10 protein-coding genes and 1 pseudogene are annotated in these 17,251 nt (G+C 68.0%); 6 read left to right on the top strand and 5 right to left on the bottom strand.

Annotated features, from left to right (window positions below; genetic code table 11):
* Window positions 1–3: 3 nt before the first annotated feature.
* The 4 genes from DQ392_RS31385 to DQ392_RS31370 form a co-directional block, all read right to left on the bottom strand.
* Entirely contained in the window at window positions 4–7,320 is a 7,317-nt protein-coding gene (locus DQ392_RS31385) for an amino acid adenylation domain-containing protein (protein WP_114019100.1), read from the bottom strand.
* Between the two features lie 8 nt (window positions 7,321–7,328).
* Window positions 7,329–9,125, bottom strand: a complete 1,797-nt coding sequence (locus DQ392_RS31380; protein ID WP_245982204.1) for a non-ribosomal peptide synthetase — start codon at window positions 9,123–9,125, stop codon at window positions 7,329–7,331.
* Window positions 9,126–9,224: 99 nt separating this feature from the next.
* Window positions 9,225–10,385 (bottom strand): M20 family metallo-hydrolase, encoded by a 1,161-nt coding sequence (locus DQ392_RS31375; RefSeq protein WP_114019098.1) that lies wholly within the window; start codon window positions 10,383–10,385, stop codon window positions 9,225–9,227.
* Entirely contained in the window at window positions 10,378–10,596 is a 219-nt protein-coding gene (locus DQ392_RS31370) for an MbtH family protein (RefSeq protein ID WP_114019097.1), read from the bottom strand. Before DQ392_RS31370 ends, DQ392_RS31375 begins: the two co-directional genes overlap by 8 nt.
* Window positions 10,597–11,993: 1,397 nt before the next feature.
* On the opposite strand from DQ392_RS31370, the pseudogene DQ392_RS31365 reads away from it, so the two are divergent.
* From DQ392_RS31365 to DQ392_RS31335, 6 genes and pseudogenes are all read left to right on the top strand, one after another.
* A pseudogene (locus tag DQ392_RS31365) lies at window positions 11,994–13,018 on the top strand (GtrA family protein).
* A 264-nt stretch (window positions 13,019–13,282) separates the two neighbouring features.
* Window positions 13,283–13,870 (top strand): hypothetical protein, encoded by a 588-nt coding sequence (locus tag DQ392_RS31360; RefSeq protein ID WP_114019096.1) that lies wholly within the window; start codon window positions 13,283–13,285, stop codon window positions 13,868–13,870.
* Between the two features lie 57 nt (window positions 13,871–13,927).
* The gene (locus DQ392_RS31355; protein ID WP_114019095.1) at window positions 13,928–15,184 is read left to right on the top strand and encodes an IS256 family transposase; all 1,257 of its coding nucleotides are present in this window, start codon (window positions 13,928–13,930) and stop codon (window positions 15,182–15,184) included.
* Window positions 15,181–15,699, top strand: a complete 519-nt coding sequence (locus DQ392_RS31350; RefSeq protein WP_114019094.1) for a GNAT family N-acetyltransferase — start codon at window positions 15,181–15,183, stop codon at window positions 15,697–15,699. The genes DQ392_RS31355 and DQ392_RS31350 overlap by 4 nt, the downstream gene beginning before the upstream one ends.
* A 369-nt stretch (window positions 15,700–16,068) precedes the next feature.
* Window positions 16,069–16,443, top strand: a complete 375-nt coding sequence (locus DQ392_RS36050; RefSeq protein ID WP_114019092.1) for a mannosyltransferase YkcB-related protein — start codon at window positions 16,069–16,071, stop codon at window positions 16,441–16,443.
* A gap of 279 nt (window positions 16,444–16,722) precedes the next feature.
* Window positions 16,723–17,100, top strand: a complete 378-nt coding sequence (locus DQ392_RS31335) for a GNAT family N-acetyltransferase (protein WP_245982201.1) — start codon at window positions 16,723–16,725, stop codon at window positions 17,098–17,100.
* A gap of 21 nt (window positions 17,101–17,121) precedes the next feature.
* Here DQ392_RS31335 and DQ392_RS31330 read toward each other — a convergent pair.
* The coding region (locus tag DQ392_RS31330; protein WP_114013677.1) for an integrase core domain-containing protein at window positions 17,122–17,251 on the bottom strand (130 nt) is incomplete at its 5' end.

The raw sequence follows: 17,251 nt of genomic DNA, 5'->3' as shown, positions 1-17,251 counted from the left end.
CGGTCATTGAGCCCGGTGGGCGGACGCACGACGAATATGCGAGGCGATGGTGTCGACTGCTTTCTGCGTCGTCATCATGTCGAGGTGACGTCCGGCGGTTTCGGCAGTCGCGATGTCACGGGTGTACGCAGCGCGCCAATAGGACAAGTACTCCTCGCTCGTGCCGTTGGTGACGTTGGACTCGGAGCCGGCCGAGCGGACTTCGTCGCTGGTGATCAGGAGTGCCGGGGCCGGTGAAGTGACCGGTTCGTAGGCGAGCATGGCCTCGATGAGGAGTCCGAGTGTCCGGAAGGGGAGCCAGTCGTCGAGATTGACCGACTCCAGCGGGATCTCCAGGTAGCTCGCCACGTCGAGCAGCGCACGCTCGGCCCGTTCCCTGGCCGCTCCCCGCGCGGCGTGTCCCTCCGTCCACAGCGCGTGCGCCCGCTCATACCCCTCGGTGTACGCGGCGAGCCGCTCGCGGACGTGCGTGCTGAGGACGGGCGGCTCCACGAGGAAGAGCACGTCCATCTCGTCGGCGGCTTGACGTGCCATTTCGTGAGCGATCACGCCGCCCAGGGACCAGCCGAGAAGGTGGTAGGGGCCTTGTGGCTGTACGGACTTGATCTCCTTCCAGTAGCGCTCGGCCATGTCCGTGATGCTCGTCAGCGGCGTCTCGTGGGACTCCATTCCCGCGGCCTGGATTCCGTAGGTGCGGTGGGTGTCCGCCAGCGCAGCGGCCAGGTCGGTGTACCAGCGTGCGCTTCCGCCGCTGGGATGGACACAGAAGAGAAGCGTCCGGTCGGCCGCATGCCCGGACGGTGGGGACAGCTCGTAGATGAGGGAGCGACGGGCCGCGGTGTCGGTGTTCTCCTCGGCCATGCGAGCGGTTTCGGCAATGGTCTGGTGCTCCATGACCTGCCGTACCGACACCTCGATCCCGCTCCGGTGCAGACGGGAGGCGAGACGGGCAGCGCGTAGCGAGTGTCCGCCGAGGTCGAAGAAGTTGTCGTGGACGCCGACCTGGTCGAGGTGGAGGACTTCTCGCCACACCCGCGCGATGGCCTTCTCCGTACCGGTACGCGGCGCCACATACGCACCCCGGCTCCCGGACACCTCCGGGGCCGGCAACTGCTTCTTGGCGACCTTGCCATTGGGCGTCAACGGCAGCGCGTCCAAGACGACCAACGCGCTGGGCACCATATAAGACGGCAGACCCGCACGACACCAGGCCAGCACATCCGCCTCGTCCCACACCCCACCAGCCGAGTCCGGCACACAGTACGCCGCCAGATACTTACCCCCCGGCCCGTCCTCCCGCACCATCACCACAGCCGAAGCCACACCCGCATGCCCGACCAGAACCGACTCGATCTCCCCCAGCTCGATCCGCAGCCCACGCACCTTGACCTGATCATCAAGACGCCCAAGAAACTCCAGCTCACCACCACCACGCCACCGCACCAGGTCCCCCGTGCGATACACCCGCGCCCCCGGCTCAGCAGAAAACGGATGCGGCACGAACCGCTCAGCCGTCAACCCCGGACGAGCCCAATACCCCCGCGCCACCCCAGGACCACCGATCCACAACTCCCCCGGCGCACCCAACGGACACAACCCACCCCCACCATCCATCACCAGGAATTCGGTGTTCGCGATGGGTCCTCCGACCGGCATGTGCGCCGTCGCCGGCCCGCCTGGGCGCACGCGATAGGTCGAAGCGAACACCGTCGTCTCCGTCGGGCCGTACGCGTGGAAGAGCTGCTCGGGTGCCCACGGCCCGGCCATCAGCTCGTCGGCGACCGACCGGTCCACCGCCTCACCGCCATACATCACCGTCCGCAACCCGGCCACCAGATCCGGACACTCCCGCAAGTGCTGATTGAACAACGGCGCCGTCAACCACAGCACCGACACCCCGGCACTGCGGACGGTCGACCGCAGGTGCTCGGCGTGCAACACGCTGTCCGCCGGCAGCACGACGAGGGTCGCGCCTGCCGCGAGTGCCGGCCAGACTTCCAGCGTGAGGGCGTCCCAGGACGGGTTCGAATGCATGGCCACGTTGTCCGCGGCTGTGAGGCCGTTGAACGGTGTGCTCCCGATGAGGCGGCATACGGACCTGTGCTCGATCATCACGCCCTTGGGGGTGCCGGTCGAGCCGGAGGTGTAGACCATGTGCATCAAGTCCCCGGCGCCGGCTCGTGGCCGCGGGTTGCGCGTGTCGTGCGCCGGCCTTTCGGCGATCCGTGCCCAGTCCTCGTCGACGAGCAGAAGCTCCTCGCACAGGCCCACGAGGCGGTCCCGCAACCGCGCCTCGGTGAGGATCAGCCGGGCGCTCATGTCCCGCACCATGAACTCGAGCCGTTGCCGCGGATAGTCCGGGTGCAGGCACACGTAGGCCGCTCCCGCCTTCAGCGTGCCGAGCAGGGTCACGACCAGTTCGGGGCCGGGTGGCAGGCAGACGGCGACCCACTCACCGCGGCCGATGCCGCGTTCCCTCAAGTGGTGCGCCAGTTGGTTGGCCCGAGCGTTCATCTGCGCGTAGGTCATCCGGTTCTGACCGCTGACCACGGCCACCGCGTCGGGCGCCTGCGCGGCGCGCGCCTCCACCAGCTCGGACACCGTGGTGTCGTCCGAGAACGGGGCTCGCGTGTCGTTGAACTCGGTCAGCAGGCGACGCCGTTCAAGGGCGGAACCGAGGGGGATGCTCGCCACGGAGGTGTGCGGGTTCTCGCAGACGCTACGCAGCAGGGCGCAGAAGTGCTCCGTGAGCCGTGTGACGGTCGCCTCCTCGAAGAGGTCCACCGCGTACAGTGCTCGTCCCCGCAGCTCGCCTTTCTGCCCCTCCTCCAGGAAGAACACCAGGTCGAAGCTCGGTATCGCCTCCTGCACCTCCATGGGAGCGACGTCCACGCCGGGCAGGGACCAGGGGCCGCCGGGGACGTTCTGCAGAGCGAGGACGCTCTGGAAGAGCGGGTTGCGGCTCATGTCCCGTTCGGGTGCGACTTCCTCGACCAGCCGCTCGAACGGCAGGTCCTGGTGGGCGTAGGCCTGCATCGCGGTCTCCCGGACCTGGCCGAGCAGCTCGTGGAACGTGGGGTCGCCGCTGAGGTCGGCACGCATCGGCAGGGTGTTGACGAAGAATCCGATGACGCGCTCGACTTCCGGGCGGTTGCGGCCCGCGACAGGGCTGCCCACGCAGACGTCGTGCTGGCCACTCCACCGCGACAACAGGACCTGAAAGGCCGCGAGGACGACCATGTAGAGCGAGGCGCCGTGCTCCGAGGCGAGAGTCCGCAGGCCATAGACGAGGTCGGCGGGGACGGAGAAGTCCCGCGAGGCACCGGTGCGGGACGGGGTGTGCGGACGAGGCCAGTCGGTGGGCATCGCCTGCGGCTCGAGTGCGGCGAGTTTGTCCCGCCAGAAGTTCAGGTGGTTCTCGACGCGTTCCTCGGTGAGCACCTCGCCTTGCCACTGTGCGAAATCCGCGTACTGGACGGGGACAGCGGGGAGTGTGGGCTGCCTTCTTTCGAGTGCGGCCGCGTACAGTTCGCGCAGTTCCTCGGTCACGATGCCCACCGACCAGCCGTCGGAGACGATGTGGTGCATGGTGACGAGGAGCTGGTAGTCGTCGTCGGCCAGCTGGATCAGCAGGACCCGCACGAGGTGTCCCTCGTCCAGCTTGAAGGGGCGCATCGCTTCCGTGTCGGCGAGGGTGCGGGCGCGGTCTGCTCGTTCCGACGCGCCGTCCAGGTCTCTGACGTCCCGCCTGGTCATGTGGAGGGGTCCGGCCTCGTCCACCACCTGTCGCGGCTCACCCGTCGCGTCGACCACGAAACGGGTCCGTAGTGCCTCGTGCCGTTCCACGAGGCCCGTGAAGGCCGTCTCGAGCGCCGCCGTGTCCAAAAAACCGCGGACCCGGAAGCCGAACGGGATCACGTACTCGGCGCTGTCGGGCTCCAGTTGGTCGAGGAACCACAGGCGTCGCTGGGCGAAGGACAGCGGTGCGGGCCCCTCCCCTGCGCGCGGTTTCAGCGGCGGCACGAGGTTGCTACGGCCGTCGAGGTGCACGGCGAGCTCGGCGACGGTGGGTGCCTCGAACAGGACGCGAACCGGAAGATCGGTCCGCAGTGCCTCAGCGATCCTGTTCGTCGCGGCGGTCGCCATGAGTGAGTGTCCGCCGAGGTCGAAGAAGTTGTCGTGGACGCCGACCTGGTCGAGGTGGAGGACTTCTCGCCACACCCGCGCGATGGCCTTCTCCGTACCGGTACGCGGCGCCACATACGCACCCCGGCTCCCGGACACCTCCGGGGCCGGCAACTGCTTCTTGGCGACCTTGCCATTGGGCGTCAACGGCAGCGCGTCCAAGACGACCAACGCGCTGGGCACCATATAAGACGGCAGACCCGCACGACACCAGGCCAGCACATCCGCCTCGTCCCACACCCCACCAGCCGAGTCCGGCACACAGTACGCCGCCAGATACTTACCCCCCGGCCCGTCCTCCCGCACCATCACCACAGCCGAAGCCACACCCGCATGCCCGACCAGAACCGACTCGATCTCCCCCAGCTCGATCCGCAGCCCACGCACCTTGACCTGATCATCAAGACGCCCAAGAAACTCCAGCTCACCACCACCACGCCACCGCACCAGATCCCCCGTGCGATACACCCGCGCCCCCGGCTCAGCAGAAAACGGATGCGGCACGAACCGCTCAGCCGTCAACCCCGGACGAGCCCAATACCCCCGCGCCACCCCAGGACCACCGATCCACAACTCCCCCAGCGCACCCAACGGACACAACCCACCCCCACCATCCATCACCAACAGCTCCGTGTTGGCGATGGGGCGCCCGATCGGCATCTGCGCCGTCGCCGGCCCATCCGGTCGCACACGGTACGTCGCAGCGAACACCGTCGCCTCGGTCGGGCCGTATCCGTTGATCAGTGCCTCGGGTGCCCACGGCCCGGCCATCAGCTCGTCAGCGACCGACCGGTCCACCGCCTCACCGCCATACATCACCGTCCGCAACCCGGCCACCAGATCCGGACACTCCCGCAAGTGCTGATTGAACAACGGCGCCGTCAACCACAGCACCGACACCCCGGCCGCGTCGATCTCCCGCTTCAGCAGCGCGGTGTCTATCAGGGCGTTCTTGCTCACGACCGCCAAGGCGGCACCCGAGGTGAGCGCTCCCCAGCATTCGAAGGTGAAGACGTCGAAGCAGAAGTTGCACGTCTGGGCGACGACGTCGTCCGGAGTGATCTCGGCGAACGGGTTGTTGTCGACGAGGCGGCACACGGACCTGTGCTCGACCATGACGCCTTTGGGGGTTCCGGTCGAGCCGGAGGTGTAGATGACATACGCGAGACCGCCAGGACCCGCCTGCGGCAGCGGATCCGACCCCGATTCCTTCGCAATGCGCTCCCAGTCCTCATCGACACACACCACATCCGAGCACAAACCCTCAACACGCCCCCGCAACCGCCCCTGCGTCACCACCAAAGACGCCCCCGTGTCCCCCACCATGAACCCCAGACGCTGCCGCGGATAATCCGGATCCATCGGCACATACGCCGCCCCCGCCTTCCACACCCCCAACAACGCCACCACCATCTCCACCCCACGCTCCACACACACCCCCACCAAATCCTCCCGCACCACACCCCGCCCCATCAGGAAATGCGCCAACCGATTCGCCCGCTCGTTCAACTCCCCATACGTCAACCGCTCCCCACCACACACCACCGCCACCGCATCAGGCACCAACGCCACACGCGCCTCCACCAACTCACACACCGTGATGTCGTCCGCGTACGGGACACGCGTGTCGTTGAACTCCGTCAGCAGACGTCGCCGTTCCTCGACGCCCAGCAGGTCCCAGGTGCTTGTCCGCGCTGCGGGGTCGAACGCCCCGGTGGTCAGCGCCGCGGTGAAGGAGGCGGCAAGGCGTTCGACGGTCTCCCTGTCGAACAGTTCGCAGGAGTAGCGGAGCTGGCCGTCGAGTCCGCCGTCCGATGTCTCCGACAGGAAGCACCAGAGGTCGAACTGTGACTCCCGCGACTCGACGTCGAACGCCTCGGCCTCCAGACCGGGCAGCTGCCACTCGGTCTCGCGCACGTTTTGCAGGGCGAACATCACTTGGACCAGCGGACTGCGTGCGAGGTCGCGTTCAGGGGCCAGGTCCTCAACGATGCGCTCGAAGGGCATGTCCTGGTGCGCGTAGGCGTCCAGACAGTAGTCGCGTACCCGCTCCACCAGGTCGCCGAAGGTCGCCTCATCGTTGACCTCGCCGCGCATCACCAGGGTGTTGACGAAGAAACCCACCATGTCTTCGATCTCGGCCCTGTTACGCCCTGCGATCGGGGCTCCGACGGCGACTTCCCGCTGACCGGTCCAGCGGGAGAGTGTCACCTGGAAAGCAGCGAGAGCCACCATGAACAGCGAGGCTCCGCGCCCGGCCGCGACAGCACGTAGACCGTCCGCGACGTGCGGCGGGACCGAGAAGTCCAGTGTGCTGCTCGCACCGGAGCGGTTCGTGGGGCGAGGCCGGTCGGTCGGGAGCTCCAGTGCCTCCATACCGGCCAGTCGATCCCGCCAAAACTCCAGGTGCCGATCGAGCGTGGTGCCCGTCAGCTGGTCCCGCTGCCACAGGGCGAAGTCCGCGTACTGGGCGACGGGTTCCGGCAGCCCGCTTCCGGTGCCGGCCAGGGCGGCCGCGTAGAGACGCTGGAGCTCGTCGGCGAGGATGTTGAGGGACCAGCCGTCCGCCGCGATGTGGTGAACGGTGACCAACAACAGGTGTTCGTCCCAGGCCAGCTCGAGGACGAGGGCGCGCAGGAGCGGGCCGGAAGCCAGGTCGAACGGCCTCCGGCTCTCTGCCGCCACGGCCTTGCGCACGGCTTGCTCGCGGTGGTCACCCTCCGCGTGAGCGGACAGGTCGACGACGGTGGCCTTCACTCGGGGTGGGTCGGTGATCACCTGCCGGGGCTCACCGTCAGCGGCCAGCGCGAAGCGTGTCCGCAACGCCTCGTGCCGTTCCACGAGGCCGGAGAGCGCGGAGTCGAGACAGGCCCGATCCAGCCGCCCTCGAAGACGCAGGCCGAACGGGATGACGTACTCGGCCCTGCCGGGGTACAGCTGATCGAGGAACCACAGGCGACGCTGCGCGAACGACAGGGGGAGGCCGTCGTCGGGGTCACGATCGCGAGGCCGAATGGCGTGTGACTTCTGCTTCGACTTCTGCTCGATACGTGCGAAGAGACGGGCTTCGAGGCCCTGGTCCGGCCCCTCGGACGCCGGGGTCCGGGTGTCCGACGCGTTGCTGCGCGAAGTCATGTGGTCACTCAGCTCTCTTCCCGCAGGAGGTCGAGGAGGTGGCGGGCGAGGTCGGCCACCGTCGGGTTCCGGAAGAAGAATTTGAGGTCGATCTGGACGTCGGTGAGAAGGTCGATCTTGTTGGCGACCTGCGTCGCCAGCAGAGAGTGCCCGCCGAGCTCGAAGAAGTTGTCGTGCGCGCCCACGCCGTCGATCCCCAGCACCTCTTGCCAGATCTCCGCCACCAACCGCTCGGTGTCGCTCCGCGGTTCCTGGGGGGCGGTCGCTGGTTGCCCACCCGGGCCGGGCGACGCCCCCGGCGCCGGCAGGTTCGCGCGGTCGACCTTCCCCGCCGCGTTGAGCGGCAGACTGTCGACCATCACCAGGGCGCCGGGAACCATGTACGAAGGCAGGGCTTCGCGGCACCGCGCCGTCAGCAGCTCCGCGGTGGGGCGGCTGCCTTCCGCGGGGACGCAGTACCCGACCAGGCGCACGTCCTGGGGCGTGTCCTCACGCGCCACGACCACCGCGGACCTCACATCGGGATGCCCGGTGAGAACCGCTTCGATCTCCCCGAGCTCTATGCGCAGACCGCGCAGCTTGATCTGGTCGTCCAGGCGCCCGAGATGTTCCAGCCTTCCGTCCGGCAGGATGCGCACCAGATCGCCGCTCCGGTACACGCGTGCCTCGGCGTCGTCCGAGAACGGGTGCGGTACGAATCGCTCCGCCGTCAGCTCGGGCCGGCCGAGATACCCGCGGGCGAGACCGGCCCCGCCGATGAGCAGCTCGCCCGCGGTCCCCGGCGGAACAGCGTTGTCCTGCCCGTCCACCACGAAGGTCTCGGTGTGGGCGATGGGCCGGCCGATCGTGACCCGCTCCTCCCCCTTGTGCAGCGCGCCCGCTGTGGCGGTGATCGTGGCCTCCGTCGGCCCGTACGTGTTGATCAGGTCGGTGGACGACACCGCATACCAGGCAGCCACTGCCTCGGCGCGGACCGGCTCCCCGCCGAGGACCATGAGACGGAACTGGCTGCCGAGATCGTCCTGGCCTCGAATCAGGTCGACGGCCTGCTCCCACATCGAAGGGGTCAACTCCGCGACGGTCAGGCGGTTTTCACGTACCGCGTCGATGAACTGGCGAGGCGACCAGGGGCCGGCAGGGCGCACGAACAAGGTGCCGCCTGCCAGCAGCGTGGGCAGAATCTGCTCGAAGGACGCGTCGAAGGACGTCGACGCGAACTGCAGGGTGCGGTCGCCGGCGACGATGCCGTAGAACTCCCGCATGGTCTGGATGCGGTCGCTCAGCGCCCCGTGCTCGACCATGACGCCTTTGGGGGTTCCGGTCGAGCCGGAGGTGTAGATGACATACGCGAGACCGCCAGGACCCGCCTGCGGCAGCGGATCCGACCCCGATTCCTCCGCAATGCGCTCCCAGTCCTCATCGACACACACCACATCCGAGCACAAACCCTCAACACGCCCCCGCAACCGCCCCTGCGTCACCACCAAAGACGCCCCCGTGTCCCCCACCATGAACCCCAGACGCTGCCGCGGATAATCCGGATCCATCGGCACATACGCCGCCCCCGCCTTCCACGCCCCCAACAACGCCACCACCATCTCCACCCCACGCTCCACACACACCCCCACCAAATCCTCCCGCACCACACCCCGCCCCATCAGGAAATGCGCCAACCGATTCGCCCGCTCGTTCAACTCCCCATACGTCAACCGCTCCCCACCACACACCACCGCCACCGCATCAGGCACCAACGCCACGCGCGCCTCCACCAACTCACACACCGGCGTGGTCCGTCCGTCGTGCACGGAAGTCTCCGTGGTGCTTCGCGCTGCGGTACTCTCCAGTTTCACAACCAAAAACCTTTCCTGATGGCAGCCGTGCAGGCAGAGCGCGTGTTCCCCGGTTCAGGACGAGATGGAATACATCTGCACCAGGGAGTTGAGAAGTGCCTGACACCCGAGGATCAGGTGCTCGTCGCTCGTCGACTCGCTCGGCGCGTGGCTGACGCCGTTGCGGCTCGGCACGAAAAGCATTCCCGTGGGAATCCGCTGACTGATCACGTTGGCGTCGTGTCCGGCGTAACTGACCGTGTCGAGATATTCCGCTCCACAACGGTCGAGCGCGTCACGCAGGGACTGGAGAACTTTCCCGTCGAACGCCACAGGCGGTTTGCGCGAGGCCCTCTCGACAGCGGCATGGCAGCGTTCGCCCGCGGCGACCTCGTCCGCCACCGCTCTGATGTGGTTCTCGGCAGCCCGCAGAACCTCATCCGAGGGATCGCGGATTTCGATGAGCAGCCGCGCCTTGCCAGGTACCACGTTGGGGGCACCGGGTGAGTACTCGATGGAGCCGACGTTCATCCGCAACCGATCGCTGCAGGCCATCGCCGCGCCCCGAACCCGCGAGGCGATCGTCGCGGCAGCGTGCCCCGCGTCGGCCCGGTCCTCCATGGCGGTGGTGCCCGCGTGATTGGCCTCGCCTGTCACCTCCACCACGAAACGCTCGATGCCGACGATGCCGCCCACGACGGCCAGCGGCACGGCGGCCTTCTCCAAAGTTGCCCCCTGTTCGATGTGCAGCTCGAGAAACGACTGGTAGTTGCGGACGTACTCCTTCTCGCAGAAGTACGTGGATCCCACCAGCCCGCCGGTGCTGGGGTCGCGCACACCCTCCTCGTCCCAGAAGCCCACGATCTCCACGTGGTTCGCCACGTGATGGCCCGCCTCGTGAAGTGATCTCAGCGCTTCCAGAGCCGCGATGACGCCGTACGCCCCGTCAAGCCGGCCACCGGCGGGCACCGTGTCCGTATGGGAGCCGGTCAGCATCCGCGGGTGCTCAGCCTTCGGCGTACGTCCGAAAACGTTCCCTATTTCGTCCATCCGGGGGACGAGCCCCGCCTCGGAAATCTTTCCTTGCAGCCATTCGCGGGCTTCCAGGTCCTCGCAGGATCCGGCTACGCGGTCCACACCGCCATCGGCCCTCCCGCCGAACTCGGCGAAGGACGCCAGGTCTTGCAGCAGCCGTTCCCCGTTGACCGCCGGGAGCGTATCGGCGTGATCAGGCATGGGCGACACCGTCCCGGGGCGCCCTGGTACTCAACGGCCGCATGTCCACCCAGACCTTTTCGATATGGTCCAGACATTCCTGCTTACTTCCTCGGCAGTCGGTTGTTCTCCATCCGTCGGGCGGCGTTCGATCTGCCGGCCAGATCGAATACTGTTCTTCCTCGTTGTGGACAACCACGAAAATGCGAGAGAAATCCTCGGACACGTGCATCCTTCCGTGTTCGGGTAGTGGACCCCATACGGTGCAGTGCAAGACAACAGACCCCACCGGATACGTTTCCGCATGATGGAGAAAGGAGGTGCAAGGATCAGAAGCCGAGTCTCACGATCAGAACCGGCACGATCAGAACCGGCACGGCCTGAACATGAGCTCAGCAGCTACGGCGACGCCGACTACAGGGAGAGTGAGGAAGACTTGGCGCGGGACACGGGAACTTTCCCGGATGTCGACTCCGGCGCCGGCGTCGACTCCGGAATCAGCACGTAGCCGAAAGGCGCGCCGGCGCAACGGTTCCTGCGCCATGTTCCCCGGCCACAAGAATCGGGTGTGGCCAGATACTGGAATTGCCCCGTCGATCTGAGGGCTTTTGCTCGGCACGATACCCCCTGCTGCGAAGAAGAGTCTTCCACGTTCGTGCGGGCGTTCAAGGTGTGGCTCGGATGACGCTCAGTGGATCGGATGGCGCTCGTCAGGCGTGAAATCCGGCTGAGGGACAGAGGCTCCTTCGGAGTCGCCTCGGCCGACATCCAGCCAGGCGGCTGTGTCGGAAGCGGTGGACTCGCCGAGTGCGTGGTGCCGCCTCGCCGACGGGGCGCCGATCCGTGCGCACCGCAGGACGGCTCACGCGGACGCCGCGTGGCCTCGGTGTCGGGCGCCTCCGCAGCCGGCGCGGCCCCACTCCGGCTCGCCGGATCCGGCCCTCGTCCCAGCTCTCGGCAGTTCGAGGTCCAACGACGTGGCGCCCCAGGCGTCCACTTCGGCTACGAGCATGAATCCCCCGTTCACGTCCGTCGCAGGGAGCTCTTCACGCGCGACGCAACCGGTCCGTCGATGTACACGGCGTGACACCGACCGGCCGACGCCTCACGCGTGGTGTGGCAAGACGCGAGCTCCCTTGAAATCGATTTACCACAGCTGACACACAGGCCCATGAGTGCGATACCTGTCCCACCGACCACGTGCGACCCACCACCTTGCCCGGAGCCGCATCCTCCGTCAAGACGGCCCACTCCAAGAAAAGGCAGGGTCGGGGCCCGGCAAAATGCCATCTTCACTCTGGAAACTCCCTTAGCGTCTTACAGCTGACTAAAGACACATACTTCTCGCGGTGTCCAGCATCTGGCGCGGACAGTTCACGTCGGCAAGGCGACCCGCATCGCGACCCGAGGAAGGTGTATGACGAAATCGATTTCACGCCGGGGTCACGTCGCTCAGCCATGCGGCGCTCGCTCGGATGCACAGCCGGGACACAGGCGGACCACAGGGCAGGTACAGGGCGGTTCGCGAACGTCGCTGCCAGGCCAACCAAGACCACAAGCGGCACCGGGGCCCTCCCCGGGAAAGGCGACCGACATCGCAGTGCCCGCCCCACAGACGTACCGACGCCCCTGCCTGCTCGCCGCCACCTCGGCGTCGCGCACGCGAGCGCCGGTCGCACCCCGCGGACCGTGCTGGATGTCGTCGTCCCCGTCCACGAGGAAGCCGACCTGGAGCCGAGCGTCCGCCGCCTGCACACGTTCCTGCGCGACACGTTCCCGTACGGGTTCCGCATCACGATCGCCGACAACGCGAGCACCGACCGGACACCGCTCGTCGCCGGCCGGCTCGCCGACGAGTACACCGAGGTCGGCGTCGTGCGGCTGGAGCAGAAGGGCCGGGTTCCCGTCGACTGGATCGACGACCCGGACAGCCGCGTCGACATCGTCCGCACCGCCCTCGACGACCTGAAGGGGATGTGGCGTGTGGGTCGCGCACTGGCAGGCGGTGCGCTCCCGCTGGACCGGCTGCGCCGCCCGTTCGGCGACGACCGCGGGACCGGGCGGTGCACGACGTGCCGGGCACACTCCCGCGGCAGCTCATCGGGTTCTGCGTGGTCGGCGCGTTCAGCACGCTGCTGAATCTGTCGCTGTTCGTGCTGCTGCGGCAGGCGACCGGTGTCCAGGTTGCCAACGCGCTGGCGCTGCTGTTGTCCGCGATCGCCAACACGGCGGCCAACCGGCGGCTGACCTTCGGCGTGCGGGGCCGCATCCGCGCCGCCCGGCACCAAACTCAGGGGCTGCTGGTTTTCGGCATCGGGCTGGTGCTCACGAGCGGCTCGCTGGCCGCGCTCGACATCGCCGACCCGCAGGCCGGGCGCAGCACGGAGGCCGCGGTCCTGGTCGTCGCCAACCTGGCGGCGACGGTGCTGCGCTTCGTGCTCTTCCGCTCCTGGGTCTTCTCCGACTGCGACGCCCGGTTCGAGGACGCCCGGGCCGGCGACTACCGGGCCGACACGGGTCAGCCCGCCGACTACCGGGACGACATGAATCGGCCCGCCGACCACCAGCCAGAGGACGACCGGTCCGGGGACGACACAACCGGCACAACCGACACAGCATTTCCCTACGACGGCGAACGGACCACCGCATCATGACCACCCTCGCCCACCGGGCTCGGCCGGCGGTGCACGGGCCGGTGACTCATCCGGGCTGCGTGCCCGGATGCGCGCGCGGCAGGCAGCACGCCCGCGCTGGGAGCGCCCCGCGTTCTGGGCGCTGCTCCTGTGCACCGCGGCGCTGTACCTGTGAAGTCTCGGTTCGTCGGGGTACGCGAACTCCTTCTACTCCGCGGCGGCACAGGGGGCCCGCCCGGCGGAGGCTGGGGCGAGACCGGATTCGGCAGGCTTTTCCATAGCGACATGGGCGGCCAGATCGCCTGGCTGCTGCCGGCCGCGCTCCTGCTGTTGCTCGGCGGTCTGCTCCTCACCCGCAAGACAGCCCGCACGGACGGACCGCGCTCCTCGCTCCGCTCGTCGTTCCTGCTGCGGGGCGGCTCGCTGGTCATCACCTCCGTGATCTTCAGCTTCATGTCCGGCATCTTCCACCAGTACTACAACATCGCGCTGGCGCCCTACATCGCCGCGGTCGTCGCCATCGGCGGCGTGCTGCTGTGGCGCGAACGGGAAAAGCCGTGGTGTGCCGGAGTGCTCGCGGGAGCGGTGGCCGGGACGACCGTGTGGTCGTTCGTGCTGCTCGGCCGGACCCCTGACTGGTTCCCCTGGATGCGCTGGGCGGTTCTGGTCGTGGGCGTTCTCACCGCGCTCGGCCTGCTCACCCAGCGAGTGCTTCCGCGTCGGCTCGGCGCGGCTGTGGCGGCCGCCGGTCTGCCGGCCGCGGTGGCCGGGCCGGTGGCGTACACACTCGACACGGTGGGCACACCGAGCAATGCTCATTACCTGTGGATCGGCTCGGGAGGACGCACGCGAAGGGCGTACCTTCCCGAGTGATCGATTGACTGGTATCGAGTAGGCCCGCGTTGCCGCGCGGGTCGGGAAGACACGCCCGTGCTCAGCGTAGTGAACGCCGACGGCACCACCACCGACGGCTCCTCCCTGATCGATGAGATCGTCCGCGAGGGCGCACGGCGGATGCTGGCTGCCGCGTTGGAAGCCGAAGTCAACGCCTGTATAGCCGAGTTGGCCGACCAGCGGGGCGAGAAGGGCCACCGCCTGGTCGTGCACAATGGCTACCACCAGCCGCGCAAGGTGACCACGGCGGCCGGGGTCGTCGAGGTGAAGGCACCGAGGGTGAACGACAAACGCGTCGACGACGCCACGGGCGAGCGCAAGCCGTTCTCCTCGGCGATCCTGCCGCCGTGGTGCCGTAAGTCCCCGAAGATCAGTGAGGTGCTGCCGCTGCTCTACCTGCATGGCCTGTCCTCGGGCGACTTCGTGCCCGCGCTGGAGCAGTTCCTTGGAAGCTCGGCCGGGCTGTCCCCTGCGACGGTCACCCGGCTGACCCAGCAGTGGCAGGCCGACCACACAGCGTTCATGGGCCGCGACCTCGCGGAGGTCGACTACGTGTACGTGTGGGCCGACGGCATCCATCTCAACGTCCGCCTGGAGGTGGCCAGAGCCTGCGTGCTCGTTCTGATCGGCGTGCGTGCCGACGGCTCCAAGGAACTGGTCGCGCTCAAGGACGGATACCGCGAATCGGGCGAGTCCTGGGCCGACCTGATGCGCGGCTGCGCCCGTCGTGGCATGCGGGCCCCCGTCCTGGCGGTCGGCGACGGCGCCCTGGGCTTCTGGAAGGCCCTTGCCGAGGTGTTCCCCGAAACCCGCGAGCAGAGGTGCTGGGTTCACAAAACCGCAAATGTGCTCGACTCTCTACCGAAGTCCGCACAGTCAGGCGCGAAGAAGGCCATCCAGGACATCTACAACGCCGAGGACAAGCAGCACGCCCAGGCAGCGGTCAAGACGTTCGCCCTGCTCTATGGCGCGAAGTTCCCCAAGGCCGTCAAGAAGATCACCGACGACGAGGCAGAGTTGCTGGCGTTCTTCGACTTCCCCGCCGGGCACTGGATCCACCTGCGGACCACGAACCCGATCGAGTCCACGTTCGCCACCGTTCGCCTGCGGACCAAGGTCACCCGCGGTGCCGGCTCCCGCACCGCCGCCCTGGCCATGGTCTTCAAACTCGTCGAGTCCGCCCAGCAGCGGTGGCGGGCCGTGAACGCACCTCACCTCGTCGCCCTCGTCCGGGCAGGTGCCCGCTTCGAACGCGGCCAGCTCGTCGAACGCCCCGAGGCGGTCGCAGCGTGAGCACCCTCGCGGCCCAGCCCATCAACACCAGCAGGCTCGACCTGCTGCCACTACACGTCGAGCACGCCGAGGAGATGGCCGCGGTGCTGTCCGATCCGGCCCTGCACACCTTCATCGGCGGCACGCCGGACACCCCGCAAGCCCTGCGCTCGCGCTACCAGCGCATGACCGCAGGCTCTCCCGATCCGGCCGTGTCCTGGCTGAACTGGGTGATCCGGCTTCGTGACGAGTCCTGCCTGACGGGCACGGTCCAGGCGACGGTCAGCCCCTCCGGCCACGGCCCCCTCACCGAGATCGCCTGGGTGGTGGGGACGCCGTGGCAGGGAAGAGGGATCGCCACCGAAGCAGCCCGAGGACTCGTCGCCTGGCTCGGCCAGCAGCCGGTGCACACCGTCATCGCCCACATCCACCCCGAACATCGGGCATCCGCCGCCGTCGCCACCGCCGCCGGGCGCACACCCACCGACGAATGGCACGAAGACGAGATCCGATGGCACCGGAGCATCAGACGATAACTTCAACGATCCACAGGTCTTGACTATTACTCGGGCACACCGAAGGCCGGCTCCATCGTCACCGCGGGCCCTTCCATCAGCGGCGGGATGGGCGGGCCGGGCGGCGGCCCAGGCGGCGCCCCACCCCGGATGCCGGACGGCCAGAACAACGAACAGGCCCACAACCAGCAGAACGGTCCCGGCGGCGGCTGCCCACCTGCCGGCGGCGGCAAGGGACAAGGCGGCCAGAACGCGCAGGGCCAGAAGAGTCGGCAAGGGCAACAGGCCCAGCAGGGCCGGCAAGGGCAGCAAGCTCAACAGGGTGGAAAGAAGGGGACGAAAGGGACGGCCAAGAGCCACGGAGGGCCTGGGAGGCGGGGTGGTGGCGGCATGGGCGGGCTGCTCAACGGCAGCGACGTGTCGTCCGAGGCCAGGGCCAGGCTGGGGAAGAACGCGTCGGACTACGTCTGGGCCGCGGCAGCGATCGGCTCGCAGAACGCCGCGAGCTACCAGCTCGCCACGGAGTCTCCGGTCATGGCCATCGGCGGCTTCAACGGCAGCGACCCGTCACCCGCTCCGGCGCAGTTCAAGCAGTACGTGCAGGAAGGAAAGATCCACTACTTCCTTTCCGGCGGCACGGGCCCCGGCGGCGGCCAGGGCACTGCCTCCGAGATCAGCTCGTGGGTGGCCAAGAACTTCACCGAAGTCACGGTTGACGGTGCCACGTTCTACGACCTGACGAAGCCCAGGTCGTCCGAGAACTGACGCCCCTCAGCGCCCACGCACGGCCCCACGCACGTTTGTGGGGCCGCGCACTCGCTTCGGGGCGGACATACAGCCGCCCGGACGAGGACGGTTCCGGCTCCGCGGGTAAGACGGGGACCCCGCGGGCAAGGCGAGCAGGCGGACCCGAGGTGTGGTCGAGCACGGTGGGTGCGGAGGCTGCCGCAGTCCGCTGCCGCCGGGTTCGGTAGTTCGGCTGAATCGGTAGTTCGGCGCGGCGGCGTCTGGCAAGCTCGACCGGTGGCTCGTCGTGCGGTGACCTTGAGCAGAATCGAGCTCGCGGACTGGCGAGCAGTCCACTCCTGGGCTTCCCTCATCGAGGTGTGCCGCTTCCAGGCGTGGGGCCCCAACACCGAAGAGCAGACCCGCGCGTTCGTGGCGGCGGCGGTCGAGGCCTGGGCGCAGTCACCTCAGCGGCGGTTCCCCTATGCAGCGCGTTGCGGAGGCGACGTGATCGGCATGGGCGAACTCCACGTCCGGAACCGAGAGCACCAACAAGGCGAGATCACTTACGTCGTGCACCCTCGCGTCTGGGGGCAGGGGGTCGGAACGGCTATCGGGGAGGAACTCCTTGCGCGAGGCTTCGAGGAGCTCCGGCTCCACCGCATCCAGGCCACCTGTGAGCTTGTTCCGCTTTGACGGACACCGTCGGTGTGGTGGTCAGGCCGTTGTGGCGGCGGCTTCGTAGTCGGCGGGGGTTCGGTAGCCGAGGCTGCTGTGCAGGCGTTTGAGGTTGTACCAGCTCTCGACCCATTCGAAGATCGCGGCGTGTGCGGCGGCTTTGCTGGGC

Origin of the sequence: Streptomyces reniochalinae, assembly GCF_003323735.1 — a bacterium.
GTDB lineage: Bacteria > Actinomycetota > Actinomycetes > Streptomycetales > Streptomycetaceae > Streptomyces > Streptomyces reniochalinae.
Note: the sequence above shows the minus strand (reverse complement) of the source record. Positions and strands in the feature narration are given on the sequence as shown.